This is a genomic window from Bradyrhizobium sp. CSS354 (assembly GCF_029051725.1).
Lineage (GTDB): Bacteria > Pseudomonadota > Alphaproteobacteria > Rhizobiales > Xanthobacteraceae > Bradyrhizobium.
The window spans coordinates 51,241-67,420 of the sequence record NZ_JAACFU010000026.1; the positions used below are offsets into that span (position 1 = coordinate 51,241).

16 protein-coding genes are annotated in these 16,180 nt (G+C 65.0%); 9 read left to right on the forward strand and 7 right to left on the reverse strand.

The genetic code is table 11. From position 1 onward, the window contains the following. Nucleotides 1–74 precede the first annotated feature (74 nt). The gene (locus tag GWG67_RS35105) at nucleotides 75–866 is read left to right on the forward strand and encodes a Bax inhibitor-1/YccA family protein (RefSeq protein WP_007604312.1); all 792 of its coding nucleotides are present in this window, start codon (nucleotides 75–77) and stop codon (nucleotides 864–866) included. Nucleotides 867–1,090: 224 nt separating this feature from the next. Beyond that, nucleotides 1,091–1,621, forward strand: coding sequence for a GNAT family N-acetyltransferase (locus tag GWG67_RS35110; RefSeq protein WP_275174202.1), 531 nt, complete (start codon nucleotides 1,091–1,093; stop codon nucleotides 1,619–1,621). Nucleotides 1,622–1,737: 116 nt separating this feature from the next. Here the strand turns inward: GWG67_RS35110 and GWG67_RS35115 are convergent, their stop codons facing one another. From GWG67_RS35115 to acnA, 3 genes are all read right to left on the reverse strand, one after another. Next, nucleotides 1,738–2,106 carry a DUF2794 domain-containing protein gene (locus GWG67_RS35115; RefSeq protein WP_275174203.1) on the reverse strand — a complete coding sequence of 123 codons (369 nt, stop codon included), beginning with the start codon at nucleotides 2,104–2,106 and terminating at the stop codon, nucleotides 1,738–1,740. Between the two features lie 531 nt (nucleotides 2,107–2,637). Next, entirely contained in the window at nucleotides 2,638–3,414 is a 777-nt protein-coding gene (locus GWG67_RS35120) for a thioredoxin family protein (protein WP_275174204.1), read from the reverse strand. A 234-nt stretch (nucleotides 3,415–3,648) separates the two neighbouring features. Continuing rightward, the gene (gene acnA / locus GWG67_RS35125) at nucleotides 3,649–6,369 is read right to left on the reverse strand and encodes an aconitate hydratase AcnA (protein WP_275174206.1); all 2,721 of its coding nucleotides are present in this window, start codon (nucleotides 6,367–6,369) and stop codon (nucleotides 3,649–3,651) included. A 243-nt stretch (nucleotides 6,370–6,612) separates the two neighbouring features. On the opposite strand from acnA, the gene ccmA reads away from it, so the two are divergent. The 5 genes from ccmA (at nucleotide 6,613) to GWG67_RS35150 (ending at nucleotide 9,759) form a co-directional block, all read left to right on the forward strand. Beyond that, nucleotides 6,613–7,215 (forward strand): heme ABC exporter ATP-binding protein CcmA, encoded by a 603-nt coding sequence (ccmA, locus tag GWG67_RS35130; protein ID WP_275174207.1) that lies wholly within the window; start codon nucleotides 6,613–6,615, stop codon nucleotides 7,213–7,215. Between the two features lie 232 nt (nucleotides 7,216–7,447). Beyond that, nucleotides 7,448–8,116 (forward strand): heme exporter protein CcmB, encoded by a 669-nt coding sequence (gene ccmB, locus GWG67_RS35135; RefSeq protein WP_275174209.1) that lies wholly within the window; start codon nucleotides 7,448–7,450, stop codon nucleotides 8,114–8,116. A 91-nt stretch (nucleotides 8,117–8,207) separates the two neighbouring features. Further along, a complete protein-coding gene (locus GWG67_RS35140) occupies nucleotides 8,208–8,996 on the forward strand; it encodes a heme ABC transporter permease (RefSeq protein ID WP_275174211.1) in 789 nt (262 codons plus the stop codon). Beyond that, nucleotides 8,993–9,178 carry a heme exporter protein CcmD gene (ccmD, locus tag GWG67_RS35145; RefSeq protein WP_275174213.1) on the forward strand — a complete coding sequence of 62 codons (186 nt, stop codon included), beginning with the start codon at nucleotides 8,993–8,995 and terminating at the stop codon, nucleotides 9,176–9,178. The genes GWG67_RS35140 and ccmD overlap by 4 nt, the downstream gene beginning before the upstream one ends. Next, nucleotides 9,175–9,759, forward strand: coding sequence for a DsbE family thiol:disulfide interchange protein (locus tag GWG67_RS35150; RefSeq protein WP_275174214.1), 585 nt, complete (start codon nucleotides 9,175–9,177; stop codon nucleotides 9,757–9,759). The genes ccmD and GWG67_RS35150 overlap by 4 nt, the downstream gene beginning before the upstream one ends. Nucleotides 9,760–9,855: 96 nt before the next feature. Here the strand turns inward: GWG67_RS35150 and GWG67_RS35155 are convergent, their stop codons facing one another. Further along, nucleotides 9,856–10,458, reverse strand: coding sequence for a septation protein A (locus GWG67_RS35155; protein ID WP_275174215.1), 603 nt, complete (start codon nucleotides 10,456–10,458; stop codon nucleotides 9,856–9,858). Between the two features lie 3 nt (nucleotides 10,459–10,461). Beyond that, complete coding sequence (gene ftsY, locus GWG67_RS35160) at nucleotides 10,462–11,409, reverse strand: signal recognition particle-docking protein FtsY (protein ID WP_275174217.1); 948 nt, start codon at nucleotides 11,407–11,409, stop codon at nucleotides 10,462–10,464. A 60-nt stretch (nucleotides 11,410–11,469) separates the two neighbouring features. Here ftsY and GWG67_RS35165 point away from each other — a divergent pair, with 60 nt between their 5' ends. Both GWG67_RS35165 and GWG67_RS35170 read left to right on the forward strand, forming a co-directional pair. Then, on the forward strand, nucleotides 11,470–12,171 hold the full coding sequence (locus GWG67_RS35165; protein WP_275174219.1) for an RluA family pseudouridine synthase: 702 nt from the start codon (nucleotides 11,470–11,472) through the stop codon (nucleotides 12,169–12,171). 116 nt (nucleotides 12,172–12,287) lie between these two features. Next, on the forward strand, nucleotides 12,288–13,397 hold the full coding sequence (locus GWG67_RS35170) for a DUF2336 domain-containing protein (RefSeq protein WP_275174220.1): 1,110 nt from the start codon (nucleotides 12,288–12,290) through the stop codon (nucleotides 13,395–13,397). A 190-nt stretch (nucleotides 13,398–13,587) separates the two neighbouring features. Here GWG67_RS35170 and mtaB read toward each other — a convergent pair whose 3' ends face one another. Both mtaB and dapF read right to left on the reverse strand, forming a co-directional pair. Then, complete coding sequence (mtaB, locus tag GWG67_RS35175; RefSeq protein WP_275174222.1) at nucleotides 13,588–14,841, reverse strand: tRNA (N(6)-L-threonylcarbamoyladenosine(37)-C(2))-methylthiotransferase MtaB; 1,254 nt, start codon at nucleotides 14,839–14,841, stop codon at nucleotides 13,588–13,590. Further along, nucleotides 14,841–15,716, reverse strand: coding sequence for a diaminopimelate epimerase (gene dapF / locus GWG67_RS35180; RefSeq protein WP_275174224.1), 876 nt, complete (start codon nucleotides 15,714–15,716; stop codon nucleotides 14,841–14,843). The genes mtaB and dapF overlap by 1 nt, the downstream gene beginning before the upstream one ends. Nucleotides 15,717–16,180 lie beyond the last annotated feature (464 nt).

Consider the following 16,180-nt stretch of genomic DNA (forward strand, 5'->3'; position numbering starts at 1 on the left):
CCGAGATAGAATTTGACGAACCGGCGGCATGGCGACCCTCATGCCGGACCGGACCAACCAACGGGAATTCGACCATGTCGGACCTAGACCGCAATTACGCTTCTCCTTTCGGCAGGGCCGCCGGGCGTGTTGACGCCGCGACGGTCGATGCCGGCCTGCGCGCTTACATGCTGCGCATCTACAACTACATGAGCATCGGCCTGGCCATCACCGGCCTTGCCGCGCTCGGCGTCTACATGGCCGCCGTGACTGACGTTCCGACCCCGGAAGCCGTCCGCGTCGGCAAGCTGTTCCTGACGCCGTTCGGCTACGCGATGTTCGTCAGCCCCCTGAAGTGGCTGTTCATGCTCGCGCCGCTCGCCATGGTGTTCGTGATCTCGGCAGGCATCAACCGTCTCGCTCCCTCGACCGCCCAGATCCTGTTCTGGGTGTTCGCGGCGCTGATGGGCATCTCGCTGTCCTCGATCTTCCTGGTGTTCACACACACCTCGATCGTGCGGGTGTTCTTCATCACCGCGGCGACCTTCGGCGCGCTCAGCCTCTACGGTTACACCACCAAGCGTGACATGAGCGGAATGGGTTCGTTCCTGTTCATGGGCCTGATCGGCATCGTCATCGCCAGCCTGGTGAACCTGTTCCTGGCGAGCTCGGTGCTGCAGTTCGTGGTGTCGGTGGTCGGCGTGCTGGTGTTCGCGGGCCTCACCGCCTGGGATACCCAGCGGCTGAAGAACGACTACATCTACGGCTACGCCTCGGCCGGCGGTGACATCGCAGAGCGTGCGGCCATCACCGGCGCGCTGTCGCTGTACCTGAACTTCATCAACCTGTTCACGCTGCTCCTGCAGCTCCTCGGCCAGCGCGACTAAGCGCCAGCCCAGAGCGAACGACACCAGCCCCGGCCGAGAGGCCGGGGTTTTTGTTTGGCCGTGATGTTCCCTCAACCACCGTCATTGCGAGGAGCTCTTGCGACGAAGCAATCCAGAGTCCCTCCACGGACGCATTTCTGGATTGCTTCGTTTCGCTCGCAATGACGACGTGGGAAGGCCGTTCGCCTCTTCCAGCCGTCCCGGGAAGGCTCTAATCTTGGCCCATGTCCGCACCCGATATCAGGCCTACTCTTGAGGCCGACCTTCCCGCCATCACCGCCATCTACCAGCAGGCCGTCCGCGAGGGCACCGCGACGTTCGAGCTGGAGCCGCCCGACCTCGCCGAGATGACGCGCCGCTACCGCACGCTGATCGACGGCGGCTATCCCTATTTCGTCGCCATTCTCGACGGGCGCGTCGCCGGCTACGCCTATGCCGGCGCCTACCGGCCACGGCCGGCCTACCGCTTCACGGTCGAAAACTCGATCTATCTCGATCCGTCCTTCCACCGTCGCGGCATCGGGGCGCTCCTGCTGAAGCGGCTGATCGTCGAATGCGAGGCGCGCGGCTTCCGCCAGATGATCGCCGTGATCGGCGATTCCGCCAATGCGGGTTCGATCGGCGTGCACACCAGGGCCGGCTTCAAGATGATCGGCACGCATCCGAGCGTCGGGCTGAAATTCGGCCGCTGGCTCGACACGGTGATGATGCAGCGGGATCTTGGTGAGGGCGCGAGTACGGTGCCGGAGAAGTAGGAGCTACCGTCATTCGGGGGCGCGCGCAGCGCGAACCCGGAATCCAGAAGTTGTGGGCGAACAATATCGAGATTCCGGGTTCGCGACTTCGTCGCGCCCCGGAATGACGGGGGTGCTCACACCACCGCCAGCTTGCGATCGATCACCAGGAGCACGCGCTCGAGCTCGTGGCCACGGCGCAGGATCAGACCCGTCGCCGAGATCACGCTGTACATGCCCTGCTTGCGCGCGAGGCGCGGATCCTTTTCGATACGATAGATCGGCACTTCCGAGGCGCGGCGAAAGACCGAGAACATGGCGCGGTCCCTGAGGAAGTCGATGGCATAGTCACGCCACTCGCCGTCGGCGACCATCCGGCCGTAGAGATTGAGAATACGGTGCAGCTCGAGCCGGTTGAACGTCACGCGGGTCGGTTGCGCATTCGTAGCGGCGGGGCGCGCCGCCGCGCGCTGGTCGCTCGGATCGGCATCCTCCGACAGACTCATAGGCCGCCTCCTGTCGCATCAGCATGAGCGCGTCCGCGAAGACCGTCCCCGGAACCGCGGATCATGACAGTTGCATGATCGCGCCAACTGTTCCCCACTGCAAGGCCCCTCGAATCAGAAGCAATCCGCCCACACGCAGCGGTGGAACTCTCTCGCGGCAAACCGTCACGGGATCGTTAGCAGGAATCATAGTGTCGCCGCTTTTCCGCCAAGCGACTGCCGCCCTGCATTGCGAAAAGAAGGATGTGCGTTGACCCGGTCCTTTCGGTTCCGGATTCCTCAGCCCCCAGCCCCCCGGGGCCGTCAGGATCGGGTCTGTTCGCATACAAGGAGGGCCAACGCGAGTTGGTCCTTTTTTGTTGGGTCGGGATGTTTCTCACTCGCTGTCATTCCGGGGCGCGCCTCTTGGCGCGAGCCCGGAATCCATTTCTCAGCTCGGATGGTGGATCGATGGATTCCGGGTTCGCGCTTCGCGCGCCCCGGAATGACGAGAGACAAGTTGTCTTGAGATGATCTTGAGCGCGCTGCGAATCAGTGCAGCGACGTGTACGCCGCGCCCAGCATCGGGCCCGGTTTCTCCCGGCTGCCGTCCTGGACATAGACCACGGCACCGTCGACGCCGTCGCGCGTGAGGTTCTCGATCGGCACCGTCCAGCTTTCCGGACGGCCGGTCCAGTCGCCGACCTTGAGCAGGTTGCGCACCACGTTGTGATAGATGACCTGCTGTCCGCGATTTTCGCCGCGGCTGATCGCGATCGGCACCGACTTCGCGATCGAGCAGATCCAGACCTCGCCGTGGGACGCCGTCGGCTCCTTGCTCGCGGCCACAGAGACGTTGATCTGCTTGCCCGCGAGCGACATCGTCACCGGCACGCTCATCACGCCCGTGCCCTTGTCGGTCCTGCCGATCGCGCTTTCGATGCCGGTGCGGTCGCTGCCGACGACATGAGTGGAGCCGTTGACCACGACCTGCGGCGTGTAGACTTCGCGGTCGCCGCGCATGCGCGAATAGGCACGCTGCCGTGCAGAGAAGCGCGAATCGGCCAATGTGTCCTTCCAGCCGAGATAATCCCAATAGTCGATCGGCATGCTCAGCGCGATGATCGAGGGATCGCGGGAGAGGTCGCCGATGATCTTGTCGGCCGGCGGGCAGGAGGAGCAGCCCTGCGAGGTAAACAATTCGACAACGGCGCGGGGATCAGCCTCGGCAGGACGAATGACGGCGACGATCGCACAGAGACCAAGAGCTCCCGACCAGAGGGCGCCGGACCAGCGTGAAACCAGATGAGAAGCCGTCATTGTTGTCATGTCGAACGCCGCACACCATTGCTCGTGAGAGGGAAATCTTACCGCCGGATGGTCACCGTAGTCTTACGGGCCTCGCACATTCGTCCGCCAAAACACCGTCCAAAGCGTGAGGTTTCTCCGCAGGGCGGGGCCCATCTGAAGCCTACCGCGAACGCACGAAGGCGGCCTGTGATAGGCCGCCTTCGTGTAACCTACTACTCACTTCGCAGTGAGCCACCGTTCACAAATCCGCGCTTACGCCGCGAGCTTGCGCAGCACGTAGTGCAGGATGCCGCCGTTGCGGTAATATTCGAGCTCGTCCAGCGTATCGATGCGGCAGAGCAGCGAAACGCGCTGCAGCGAACCGTCGCCGGAGACGATCTCCGCGGTCAGCTTCTGGCGCGGCTTGAGGTCGCCGACGAGGCCGCGCAGCGTGACCTTCTCGTCGCCCTTCAGACCGAGCGACGACCAGGAGGTGCCGTCCTCGAAGGTCAGCGGCAGCACACCCATGCCGACCAGGTTGGAGCGGTGGATGCGCTCGAAGCTCTGGCAGATCACGGCGCGCACGCCGAGCAGACGCGTGCCCTTCGCGGCCCAGTCGCGCGAGGAGCCGTTGCCGTATTCGGCGCCGGCGAACACCACCAGCGGCACCTGCTCCTGCTGGTACTTCATCGCGGCGTCGTAAATCGACATCTGCTCGCCGTCGGGCCAGTGCTTGGTGAGGCCGCCTTCCGGAATATTGCCGTCGGCGCCCTTCAACATGAAGTTCTTGATGCGGATATTGGCGAAGGTGCCGCGCATCATGACTTCGTGGTTGCCGCGCCGCGTGCCGTACTGGTTGAAGTCGGCCGGACGCACCTGGTGCTCGCTGAGATATTTGCCCGCGGGCGAGGTGAGCTTGATCGAACCGGCCGGCGAGATGTGGTCGGTGGTGATCTTGTCGCCGAACATGGCGAGGATGCGGGCCTCGACGATGTCGGTGACCGGCTCCGGCTCCTTCTTCATGCCTTCGAAATAGGGCGGGTTCTGCACATAGGTCGAGCTCATGTTCCAGCGATAGGTCTCGCTTTCGACCGTCTTGATCTTGCGCCAGTTGGTGTCGCCCTTGAACACGTCGGCATATTTCTTCTTGAAGATCGCCGCGGTCACGAACTTCTTCATGAAGGCGTTGATCTCCTTCGTCGTCGGCCAGATGTCCTTCAGGTAGACCGGCTTGCCGTCCTTGCCTTCACCGAGCGGTTCGACCGCGAGATTCTTGGTGACGCTGCCTGCGAGCGCGTGGGCGACCACGAGCGGCGGCGAGGCCAGATAGTTCGCCTGCACGTCTGGCGAGACGCGGCCTTCGAAGTTGCGGTTACCGGAGAGCACGGCAGCCGCGACGATGCCGTTGTCGTTGATCGACTTCGAGATCTCCTCGGGCAGCGGACCGGAATTACCGATGCAGGTGGTGCAGCCGAAGCCGACCAGGTTGAAGCCGACCTTGTCGAGATCGGCCTGCAGACCGGAATCGGCGAGATAGGCCGCCACCACCTGGCTGCCCGGGGCGAGCGAGGTCTTCACCCACGGCTTGGCCTTGAGGCCCTTCGCCGCGGCGTTGCGCGCCAGCAGACCGGCACCGATCAGCACGCTCGGGTTCGAGGTGTTGGTGCAGGAGGTGATCGCGGCGATGACGACGTCGCCATGGCCGATGTCGAACTTCTTGCCTTCGACCGGGAAGCGCTTCGCCGGCTCCTCGGCCTTCTTGTATTCGCTGGCGAGGGCGAGCGAGAAGCCCTCGGCCACGGACGGCAGCGCAATGCGGCCTTCGGGCCGCTTCGGACCGGCCATCGACGGCACGACGTCGCCGAGGTCGAGCGTCAGCGTCTCCGTGAACACCGGATCGGGCGACTTGGCGGTGCGGAACAGCCCTTGCGCTTTCGCATAGGCCTGCACCAGCGCGACGCGCGCCGAGGCGCGGCCGGAGGTCTTGAGATAATCGAGTGCGGCGGCATCGACCGGGAAGAAGCCGCAGGTCGCGCCATATTCGGGCGCCATGTTGGCGATGGTCGCCTTGTCGGCGACCGAGAGATGGTCGAGCCCGGGGCCGAAGAATTCGACGAACTTGCCGACGACGCCGAGCTTGCGCAGCATCTGCGTGACCGTCAGCACGAGGTCGGTCGCAGTGACCCCTTCCTTCATCGCGCCCTTCAGCTTGAAGCCGACGACGTTGGGCAGCAGCATCGACAGCGGCTGGCCGAGCATGCAGGCTTCCGCCTCGATGCCGCCGACGCCCCAGCCGAGCACGGCGAGACCGTTGACCATGGTGGTGTGGGAATCGGTGCCGACCAGCGAGTCGGGATAGGCGACCTCGAAGGTGCCGGTCTTCTTGCCGACCGTCATCTTCTCCTTCTTGGTCCAGACCGTCTGGGAGAGATATTCGAGATTGACCTGGTGGCAGATGCCGGTGCCGGGCGGCACGACGGAGAAGTTCGAGAACGCCTTCTGGCCCCATTTCAGGAACTCGTAGCGCTCCTGGTTCTGCTTGTATTCCTCGGTGACGTTCTTGCCGAAGGCCTTGTTGTCGCCGAAGAAGTTCACGATCACGGAGTGGTCGATGACGAGGTCGACCGGCACCAGCGGATTGATCTTCTCGGCGTCGCCGCCGAGCTTCTGCATCGCGTTGCGCATCGCGGCGAGATCGACCACGGCGGGCACGCCGGTGAAGTCCTGCATCAGCACGCGCGCCGGGCGGAAGGCAATCTCATGCTCCAGCGACTTCTTGCGCAGCCACTTCGACACCGCGACGATGTCTGCCTTCTTGACCGAGCGGCCGTCCTCGTTGCGGAGCAGGTTCTCGAGCAAAACCTTCATTGAGTAGGGGAGTTTCGAAATTCCCTTCAGACCATTCTTCTCGGCCGTGGGCAGGCTGTAATAAACATAGGTCTTGGCGCCGACCTTGAGGGTCTTTTTGCATTTGAAGCTGTCGAGCGAGGTCATGTAGGAAATCCCAATTGTTAGTTATACCCGGCAAGGGGTATTTTAACACCGTCAGCGGAGCAGGCTGGGCCGCTTGCAGGGGCAGGTTGAGTTGCTGCATCAAGTAGTTCCGGGCTTATAGAAGCTTTCTAACCGCGCCGCCACAGCCACAATCGCGCCGCGGCAATCCGCGAGCCAAAAATTCCCATGCGCTACCCCAAGTTTTCCTGAGGCCTGGCTTTGAGCGGATCGATACGAGGCAAGATGCAGCTTTCCGGACGCGGGGTCATTTGCGTGCGGGGCGGGCGCGAGGTGTTTTCCGGGCTCGATTTCGAGGCCGGCTCCGGCGAAGCCGTGGCGGTCGTCGGCCGCAACGGATCGGGCAAGACGTCGCTGCTGCGGCTGATCGCGGGCCTGCTCATTCCGGCGGGCGGCACGATCGCGCTGGACGGAGGCGACACCGAGCTGACTTTGCCAGAGCAATGCCACTATCTCGGCCATCGCGACGCCCTGAAGCCGGCCCTGAGCGTGGCGGAGAATCTGACATTCTGGGCCGATTTTCTCGGCGGCGAGCGTTTTGAGGCCGGCGAGAGCCTCGCCACCGTCGGGCTCGACCATGCCGCCGATCTGCCCGCCGCCTTCCTGTCCGCCGGCCAGCGCCGCCGGCTCTCGCTTGCCCGGCTATTGACCGTGCGCCGCCCGGTCTGGCTGTTGGACGAGCCGACCAACGCGCTGGATGTCGCGGGACAGGACATGTTTTCCGGATTGATGCGAGAGCACTTGGCGCGCGGCGGCCTGATCATCGCCGCCACCCACGCCCCGCTCGGGATCGATTCGCGGGAGCTGCGGATCGGGGGGATGGCGTGATTCCGATGGACCATCAGTTTTCCAAGCGGCTGGGTGCCGCTCTCGCACCCAGGACGCAGTCGTCGCCGCGGGCTCCCTCGCCTCTCCCGCTTGCGGGAGAGGTCGGCGCGCAGCGCCGGGTGAGGGTTCTCTCCTCTGGGGGAATCTTCGTTGTCGAGACACCCTCTCCCCAACCCTCCCCCGCAAGCGGGGGAGGGAGCGCACCGGGCCTGAGGCACAATGGGAGCCCCCCATGACCGCCCTGTCCGCCCTCATTCGCCGGGACATCCGGATCGCGCTCCGCGTCGGCGGTGGGGCGTTGATTGGCGTGCTGTTCTTCCTGACTGTGGTGGTGCTGATGCCGTTTGCGGTGGGGCCGGATCTGGCACTGCTGTCGCGGCTCGGGCCGGCGATCCTGTGGCTGGGGGCGCTGCTGGCGAGCCTGCTGACCCTGGACCGGCTGTTCATGGCCGACCACGAGGACGGCTCGCTCGACCTGATCACAATGAGCCGGACCCCGCTGGAACTCGCCTGCGCGGCGAAAGCGCTGGCGCATTGGCTGGCGGCGGGCCTGCCGCTGATCGTCGCAACCCCCGTGCTCGGCCTGCTGCTCAACCTCGACATGGTCGCGACCGGCTCGGTGGCGCTGACGCTGCTCGCCGGCACCCCCGCGCTGACGTTTACCGGGATGATCGGTGCGGCGCTGGCGGTGACGCTGCATCGTGGCGGCTTGCTGATGGCGGTCCTGGTGCTGCCGCTGTCGATCCCGGTGCTGATTTTCGGCGTCGCGGCCTCGCAGGCGGCGATCGTCGGCCCCATGACGTTCGGCGCGCCGTTCTCGATCCTCTGCGCGCTGTCGCTGGTCAGCCTCGTGATCGGTCCCTTCGCGGCTGCGGCGAGCCTGAAGCATGGGCTGGATTGAGATGGACCGGACTGACCTTGACCCCGATCAACTTTCGCTGCCGACTTTCGTGCTGATTGCGTGAGCGCTTACCTGTGATTATCAGGATACCATGACGCTGATCGACCTTGCCAACCCGACACGGTTCCTCGCGCTGACGGGGCGGCTCTTGCCGTGGCTTGCGGCTGCGACAATCATCCTGCTCACGATCGGGCTCTATCAGTCCGCCACCGCGCCCGACGACTATCAGCAGGGCGCGACGGTGAAGATCATGTTCATCCACGTGCCCAATGCCTGGCTGTCGATGTTCGTGTGGGGCGTGATGAGCATCGCCTCGCTGGGCACGCTGGTGTGGCGGCATCCGCTCGCCGACGTCGCCGCCAAGGCGGCAGCACCGATCGGCGCCGCCTTCACCTTCCTTGCGCTGCTGACCGGATCGCTGTGGGGCCGGCCGATGTGGGGCACCTATTGGGAATGGGACGCGCGGCTGACCTCGGTGCTGATCCTGTTCCTGATGTATCTCGGCCTGATGGCACTGTGGCGCGCGGTCGACGAGCCCTCCCGCGCGGCGCGCGCCGCCGCCGTGCTGACCCTGGTCGGCGCGATCAACCTGCCCATCATCAAGTTCTCGGTCGACTGGTGGAACACGCTGCACCAGCCAGCCTCGGTGATGCGGATGGGCGGCTCGTCGCTCGACAAATCGTTCCTGATTCCGCTGCTGGTGATGGCGGTCGGGTTCACCCTGCTGTTCGTCACGCTGCATCTGGCTGCGATGCGCAACGAAATTTTGCGCCGGCGCGTGCGATCTCTGCAGATGATGCAGGCGAGCCGTGTGGCGTTTTCAGAAGTCGGTATCAGTTCGCGTGAAGACAGCACGTCAAAAGAAGTTGGGGCTGCATGATCATGTCGCTCGGCCCCTACGCGTCTTTCATCGTGACATCCTATGCCGCGGCCGCGCTCGTGGTCGTGCTCCTGATCGGCTGGATCGTGCTCGATTATCGCAGCCAGACACAGCGCCTGCGCGAGTTCGAGCGCAGCGGCGTGACCCGCCGCTCCGGCCGTAGCGCCACGGACACACCATGAGCGATCAATCGACCTCAGCTCCGCCGCAGCGCCGCACCTTCCTGATGGTGCTGCCGTTGATTGCCTTCATCGGCCTGGCGCTGCTGTTCTGGTTCCGGCTCGGCAGCGGCGATCCCTCGCGGATCCCTTCCGCGCTGATCGGACGCCCCGCGCCGCAAACCATGCTGCCGCCGCTCGAGGGATTGCAGGCCGACAACGCGCAGATTCCCGGCCTCGATCCCGCTGCGTTCAAGGGCAAGGTCAGCCTCGTCAATGTCTGGGCGTCCTGGTGCGTGCCATGCCACGACGAGGCGCCGCTCCTGACCGAATTGGCAAAAGACAAGCGCTTCCAGCTCGTCGGCATCAACTACAAGGATGCCGCCGACAATGCGCGGCGCTTCCTCGGGCGCTACGGCAACCCGTTCGGCCACGTCGGCGTCGATGCCAACGGCCGCGCCTCGATCGAATGGGGCGTCTATGGCGTGCCGGAGACTTTCGTCGTCGGTCGCGAAGGCACCATCGTCTACAAGCTGGTGGGACCGATCACGCCGGACAATCTGCGGACCGTGTTGTTGCCGCAGATGGAGAAGGCGTTGAGATAGTCGCCGTCATTCCGGGGCGATGCGACAGCATCGAACCCGGAATCTCGAGATTCCGGGTTCACGCTTCGCGTGCCCCGGAATGACTCCAACCACTTCTTACCCCTTCCGCACGTCGCCCGCCTCGGCCTCGCTCGCTTCCAGCGACGCTGGCTCGAGGTGATAACGCTTGGTCAGCGGCATCTGGGCGATGGCGAAGATCATGGTGATCGGCGTGACGCCGAACACCTTGAAGTTCACCCAGAAGTCCGTGCTCTGGGTGCGCCAGACGATCTCGTTCAACACCGCCATGCCGGCGAAGAACAGCGCCCAGCGCAGCGTCAGGATGCGCCAGCCCTGCGGCGTCAAATTGAACATCTGGTCGAACATCACGGCGATGAAGGAGCGGCCGAACAACAGGCCGCCGCCGAGGATCACGGCGAACAAAGCGTAGATGATGGTCGGCTTGAGCTTGATGAAGGTCTCGTCGTGCAGCGCGAGAGTCAGCGTGCCGAACACCAGCACGATGACGCCTGTCACGATCGCCATGATCGGGATGTGGCGCGTCACCACATAGGAGGCGATCATCGCCGCGACGATCGCGACCATGAAGGCGCCGGTCGCGGCGAACAGGTTGAACTTGGCATTGACGAAGAAGAACACGAGCAGCGGCCCGAGCTCGGTCGCAAGCTTGAACAGCGGGTGCGGCTGGGTCTTGTCCATTCTTCAGCTTTCGATTCCGGCGATGGCGCGGGCGAAATCGCGCGCGGTGAACGGCGCGAGATCGTCGACGCCTTCGCCGACGCCGATGAAATGCACCGGCAGTTTGAATTTTTCCGCGAGCGCCACCAGGATGCCGCCACGAGCGGTGCCGTCGAGCTTTGTCATCACGAGGCCGGTGACCCCCGCGGTGCGATGGAACGCCTCGACCTGCGATAGCGCGTTCTGGCCGACGGTGGCGTCCAGCACGAGCAGCACCGCATGCGGCGCTGTCGCGTCCACCTTGCGGATGACGCGCACGACTTTTTCGAGCTCGTTCATCAGCTCGGCCTTGTTCTGAAGCCGCCCGGCGGTGTCGATCAGGAGCACGTCGATGGCCTGCTCCTTCGCCGCCGTCAGCGCGTTGAAGGCAAGGCTCGCCGAATCCGAGCCTTGCGCACCTGCTATGACGGGGGTCCTGGTGCGCTCGCCCCAGACCTTGAGCTGCTCGATCGCTGCTGCGCGAAACGTGTCGCCGGCCGCCAGCATCACCTTGCGGCCTTCGGACGCGAATTTTTGCGAGAGTTTCCCGATGGTGGTGGTCTTGCCGGAGCCGTTGACGCCGACCACGAGGATGACGAACGGCTTCTTGCCGGCGTCGATCTCGAGCGGTTTCGCCACCGCCGCCAGCACCTTCTCGACTTCGGTCGCGACGACGTCCTTGACCTCGTCCGCCGAGATCGCCTTGTCGTAGCGCCCCGTGCCGACGGCATCCGCGATCCGCACCGCGACCGAGGTGCCGAGGTCGGCGCGCAGCAGCACGTCCTCGATGTCGTCGAGCATGGCGCGGTCGAGCTTGCGCTTGGTGACGAGGTCGGCGACCGCAGTCCCGAGCGAGGACGAGGTGCGCTTCAGCCCGTCGGACAGGCGGCGCCACCAGCTCAGCTTGGGGGTCTCGGGGGTGGTATCGTTCATGGTGGCGGTGTGTTAGCCGTTCCGGCTCCCAAACGAAAGTCTTGACCGAAAGTCCTGCAATTGCTCGATGTTCCCGAATTGACCGCCGACGAAATCCTGGCGCGCGTGCTCCATCGCGACGGATTGATGCTGGTCATCGACAAGCCGGCCGGGCTGCCGGTGCATCGCGGACCCAAGGGCGGCGCCAATCTGGAAACCTCCTTCGACGCGCTCCGTTTCGGCCTGCCGCGGCCGCCGGTGCTGGCCCACCGGCTGGACAAGGACACCTCCGGTTGCCTCGTGCTCGGCCGCCATCGCAAGGCGACGGCCTCGCTCGGCCTGCTGTTCAAGCATGGCAAAATCGGCAAGACCTACTGGACCATCGTCGAGGGCGGCCCCACCGAGGACGAAGGCACCATCGACATGCCCCTCGGGCGGCTGAACGCCGAACGCGGCTGGTGGCAGAAGCCAGATCCCGAGGGCCAGAAGGCCATCACCAACTGGAAGGTGATGGGCCGGGGCCATGGCCTGACCTGGCTCGCCATGGAACCGGTGACCGGGCGAACCCATCAATTGCGGGTGCATTCGTCCGCGACCGGCTGGCCGATCTTTGGCGATAACATTTACGGCAACGGCCCGCGCTTCGGCGAGCCGAAGCTGCACCTGCATTCCCGCGAGATCGTGGTGCCGATCTCCCGGAACAAGGAGCCGGTCCGCGTGGTGGCGCCCGCCCCGCCCCACATGCACGAGCGGCTCCGCGCCTGCGGGTGGAATGGAGAATAGTGACCGACCCTGCTCGGTCCTGGGGCATGGTTTACGAAACGTTCAGTGCTCGTCTCTAATGATAGCGGTTGCTTAGAACAAGCTTCCGTCAATCTGCTCAGGACGAGCTGCGCGTCATGTCCACGGCCGAATTATCGATCATCGACGAGGTCGAGTCCGCGCTTCGGACAGGCTCGGCGGAAAAGGGCCTGGCAACCGCCCGCCGCGTCACCGACCTATTCCTGTCCTCCGCCGGCAGTTTCGACGACGAGCAGATCGCACTGTTCGACGACGTGCTCGATCGCCTGATCGGCACCATCGAGCTCCGCGCCATCGCCGACATGGGCGCGCGCGTTGCGCTCGCGGAGATCAGCGCGCAGCTCGCGCCGATCGCGCAGGCGCCGCCATCGGTCATTCGCCGCCTCGCCAACAATGACGAAATCCGCATCGCCGGTCCCGTGCTGCAGGAATCCGCGCGCCTCGACGACGGCGCGCTGGTGCAGATCGCCTCATCCAAGGGCGAGCCGCATCTGCTCGCAGTCGCCGGACGCTGGTGGCTGAAGGAGATCGTCACCGATGCATTGCTGGCGCGGCGCTATCCCAGCGTCAGCCGGCGGCTCGCCGCCAATCCCGGCGCGCGCGTGTCCGGAAACGGATTTGCCGTCATCGTCGGACAGGCCGAGGCCGACCCCGAGCTCTCGGTCAGTGTTGGCGTCCGCGTCGATCTGCCCTCAGACCTGCGCCGTCGATTGCTGCGCTCGGCTACGGATGCCGTGCGGACCCGCTTGTTGTCGCGCGCGCCGCCGCATCTGTTCGAGGAGATCCAGACCGCGATCGCCGCCGTCACCGTTGGTGTCGAGCACGAGATGTCGGGCGTCCGCGATTTCGAAGGTGCCAAGCGCGCCGTCGCAGGCCTCAAGGCGGCCGGCCAGCTCAGCGAAGCGACGCTGCTCGGCTTCGCCACGCAGCGGCGTTATGAAGAAGCGGTGGCCGCATTGGCCGCATTGTCGGGATCGACCATCGAAGTGATTCGCCCACTGATGCAAAGCCTGCGCGAGGACGGCCTGCTGGTGCCGTGCAAGGCGGCACAACTCAGCTGGGAAACCACCGCCGCCGTGCTCGAAAGCCGCTTTGCGAGCGGCGCGATGAAGCCAGCCGATATCGCAAGGGCGCAAAGCCATTACGCGCGCATGACCCCGGAGAATGCGCGGCGGACGCTGCGGTTCTGGCAGGTGCGGGCGTTGTAGGCTGTTTGGGGCGCACCACATTCCAATGTCGTCCCGGCGAAGGCCGGGACCCATAAACACCGAGAGAGGTTTGGCGAAGATTAGTGGCTCGGTACTCCACGACCCGCAATCGATAGATCACGCGGTATGGGTCCCGGCCTTCGCCGGGACGACATTGGAGATGCAGCGCGTCGCGACTCACCGCAAGCGACTATGTCGTCAGCCGCGCGCCATCACGGCCGGCGATCCGCAGCGGCACGACGCTGCCCATACGCTCGCCCGCAATCGCCACCGGCAGATAATGCTCCGTCCGCCCCTGACCGTCGCTCTCGATCAGCACCTCGCGCGTGGCGCCGATCTCGGCTTGCAGCCGCTGCCGCAATGCAGCCTCACCGGCCGCACGTAGCCGTTTCGCCCGTTGCTTGATTGCACCGCCCGCCACCTGCGGCATCCGCGCGGCCGGCGTGCCGGGGCGCGGCGAATAGGGGAAGACGTGGAGGAAGGTCAGGCCGCATTCCTCGACCAGATCGAGCGAGCGCGAGAACATCTCCTCGGTCTCGGTCGGAAAGCCCGCAATGATGTCGGCGCCCAGCGCGATATCCGGGCGCAGCCGACGGACCTGGTCGCAGAACGCGATTGCGTCGCCGCGCGTATGCCGCCGCTTCATCCGCTTCAAGATCATGTCGTCGCCGGACTGCAGCGACAAATGCAGATGCGGCATCAGCCGCGGATCGTCGCCGATGGCATCCAACAGATCGCTGTCCGCCTCGATGGAATCGATCGAGGAGATGCGCAACCGCCTCAGCTCCGGCACGTGCCGCAAGATCTGCTTCGTCAGCATGCCGAGTTTCGGCGTGCCCGGCAGGTCAGCGCCGTAGCTGGTGAGGTCGACGCCGGTCAGGACGATCTCGACATGGCCGCGCTCGGCCAATGCCCGGACCTGATCCACCACCGCGCCCATCGGCACCGAGCGCGAATTGCCGCGCCCGAACGGAATGATGCAGAAGGTGCAGCGATGGTCGCAGCCGTTCTGCACCTGCACGAACACGCGCGGCAGGCCGCTCGCAAAGCCGTCGATGAGATGCGGCGCCATCTCCTTCACCGCCATGATGTCGCTGACGGCGATTTTTTCGCTCGCACCGAGATCGAACGCCGCACGCGCCTCGCGCCATGCGGACGACCGCATCTTGTCGTCATTGCCGACGACGCGATCGACCTCGGCCATCTCGGCGAACATGCCGCTTTGCGTCTGCGCCGCGCAACCGGTGACAACGATGCGCGCTCCCGGCCGCTCGCGCTTCAATTTGCGGATCGACTGGCGCGCCTGCGCCACCGCTTCGTTGGTGACGGCGCAGCTGTTGATGACGATGGTATCTGAAAGGCCCGCGCCCTCGGCCTCGCGGCGGATCACCTCGGCCTCGAAGGCATTGAGGCGGCAGCCGAAGGTGACGATATCGACGCTCATCACCCGACCGGCGCGAACAGCGCCGGATCGAAACTGCCTTCATATTCGAAGGTCGCCGTGCCCGTCATCAGCACGTGATCGTCGCGCTCGCGCCATTCGATCCCGAGCTTGCCGCCAGGCAGCGTGATCTCGACATTGCGCTCGGCGCGCTTCAGCCGCGCCGCCGCAACCGCCGTGGCACATGCCGCCGAGCCGCAGGCCCTGGTCAAGCCGGCGCCGCGCTCCCAGGTGCGGATCGTGATGTGCTGGGGATCGACGATATGGGCGAGCGTGATGTTGGCGCGCTCGGGGAAGATCGGGTGGTTTTCCAGCAGCGGACCGAAACGCTCGAGGTCGTAGGCGTCGACGTCGTCGACCCAGAAGATCGCATGCGGATTGCCCATGCTGACCACCGAGGGCGAATGCAGGATCGGATTGTCGATCGGGCCTATCTGCAATTCGATGTAGCGGGTGTCGCGGAATTCCTGGTCGAGCGGAATGTCTTGCCAGGCGAATTTTGGCGCGCCCATGTCCACCGTATAAAGATCCGGCGCCGGACCCTGCCAGGCATTGAGCAGGCCCGCGGCCGTCTCGAACGTCGCATTGGTCTGGCCGGTCTTCTCGAAGATGCGGCGCACGACGCAGCGCATGCCGTTGCCGCAGGCGCCTGCCTCGGAGCCGTCACTGTTGTAGATGCTGATGAAGGCCTCGGTGCCGTCGAAGCGCGGCTTCTGCAGCACCATAAGCTGGTCGTAGGGCACGCCGCCTCGCGCCGATGCCACCGCACGGGCATCGTCCGGGGTGACCTTTGAGGCGGAATCGCGCATGTCGACAACGACGATTTCGTTGCCGATGCCGTTCATCTTGGCAAATGCGTGGTTGGCCAGCGCGCTCATGAAAATTCCCGAATTTCGCCTGCCTTATATGGCGATCCTTGGCCCTCTTGGCCAGTGATTTGCCGACAAGAGCCAGGACGCTGCCATGACGCATCTGTCATGGGACGAATTCGGCGCTCGCGTGTTAGAACGGCGAAATTCGCGCGATCCGGGACATGCGGCCGGGTTAAGGCTTCGGGGACGTAAGGCCTTGGCGGATAAGCTATTGGGGAGAATAAAAATGTTCAGGTTTCGTCGTCTCGCTTTGGCCGCGCTGATCCCGGCAGCGGCCTTGTCGTTTAGTCTGTCCGCCACGCTGGCCCAAACGCCGAGCCCGGCGCCGGCCGCGTCAGCGAGCCCCTCGCCGGCCCCGTCGGCTTCGCCCGCCCCCGCGGCAAGTGCCTCACCCGCGCCTGTGGCCACGCCCTCGCCGGCGGCAAGCGCCTCACCAAGCCCTGCAACGCCCCCTGCAACCTCGCCCGCTG

Coding starts and splice junctions, on each gene's coding strand:
- GWG67_RS35105 (WP_007604312.1), top strand. CDS start 75: ATGTCGGACCTAGACCGCAATTACGCTTCTCCTTTCGGCAGGGCCGCC.
- GWG67_RS35110 (WP_275174202.1), top strand. CDS start 1,091: ATGTCCGCACCCGATATCAGGCCTACTCTTGAGGCCGACCTTCCCGCC.
- GWG67_RS35115 (WP_275174203.1), bottom strand. CDS start 2,106: ATGAGTCTGTCGGAGGATGCCGATCCGAGCGACCAGCGCGCGGCGGCG.
- GWG67_RS35120 (WP_275174204.1), bottom strand. CDS start 3,414: ATGACAACAATGACGGCTTCTCATCTGGTTTCACGCTGGTCCGGCGCC.
- acnA (WP_275174206.1), bottom strand. CDS start 6,369: ATGACCTCGCTCGACAGCTTCAAATGCAAAAAGACCCTCAAGGTCGGC.
- ccmA (WP_275174207.1), top strand. CDS start 6,613: ATGCAGCTTTCCGGACGCGGGGTCATTTGCGTGCGGGGCGGGCGCGAG.
- ccmB (WP_275174209.1), top strand. CDS start 7,448: ATGACCGCCCTGTCCGCCCTCATTCGCCGGGACATCCGGATCGCGCTC.
- GWG67_RS35140 (WP_275174211.1), top strand. CDS start 8,208: ATGACGCTGATCGACCTTGCCAACCCGACACGGTTCCTCGCGCTGACG.
- ccmD (WP_275174213.1), top strand. CDS start 8,993: ATGATCATGTCGCTCGGCCCCTACGCGTCTTTCATCGTGACATCCTAT.
- GWG67_RS35150 (WP_275174214.1), top strand. CDS start 9,175: ATGAGCGATCAATCGACCTCAGCTCCGCCGCAGCGCCGCACCTTCCTG.
- GWG67_RS35155 (WP_275174215.1), bottom strand. CDS start 10,458: ATGGACAAGACCCAGCCGCACCCGCTGTTCAAGCTTGCGACCGAGCTC.
- ftsY (WP_275174217.1), bottom strand. CDS start 11,409: ATGAACGATACCACCCCCGAGACCCCCAAGCTGAGCTGGTGGCGCCGC.
- GWG67_RS35170 (WP_275174220.1), top strand. CDS start 12,288: ATGTCCACGGCCGAATTATCGATCATCGACGAGGTCGAGTCCGCGCTT.
- mtaB (WP_275174222.1), bottom strand. CDS start 14,841: ATGAGCGTCGATATCGTCACCTTCGGCTGCCGCCTCAATGCCTTCGAG.
- dapF (WP_275174224.1), bottom strand. CDS start 15,716: ATGAGCGCGCTGGCCAACCACGCATTTGCCAAGATGAACGGCATCGGC.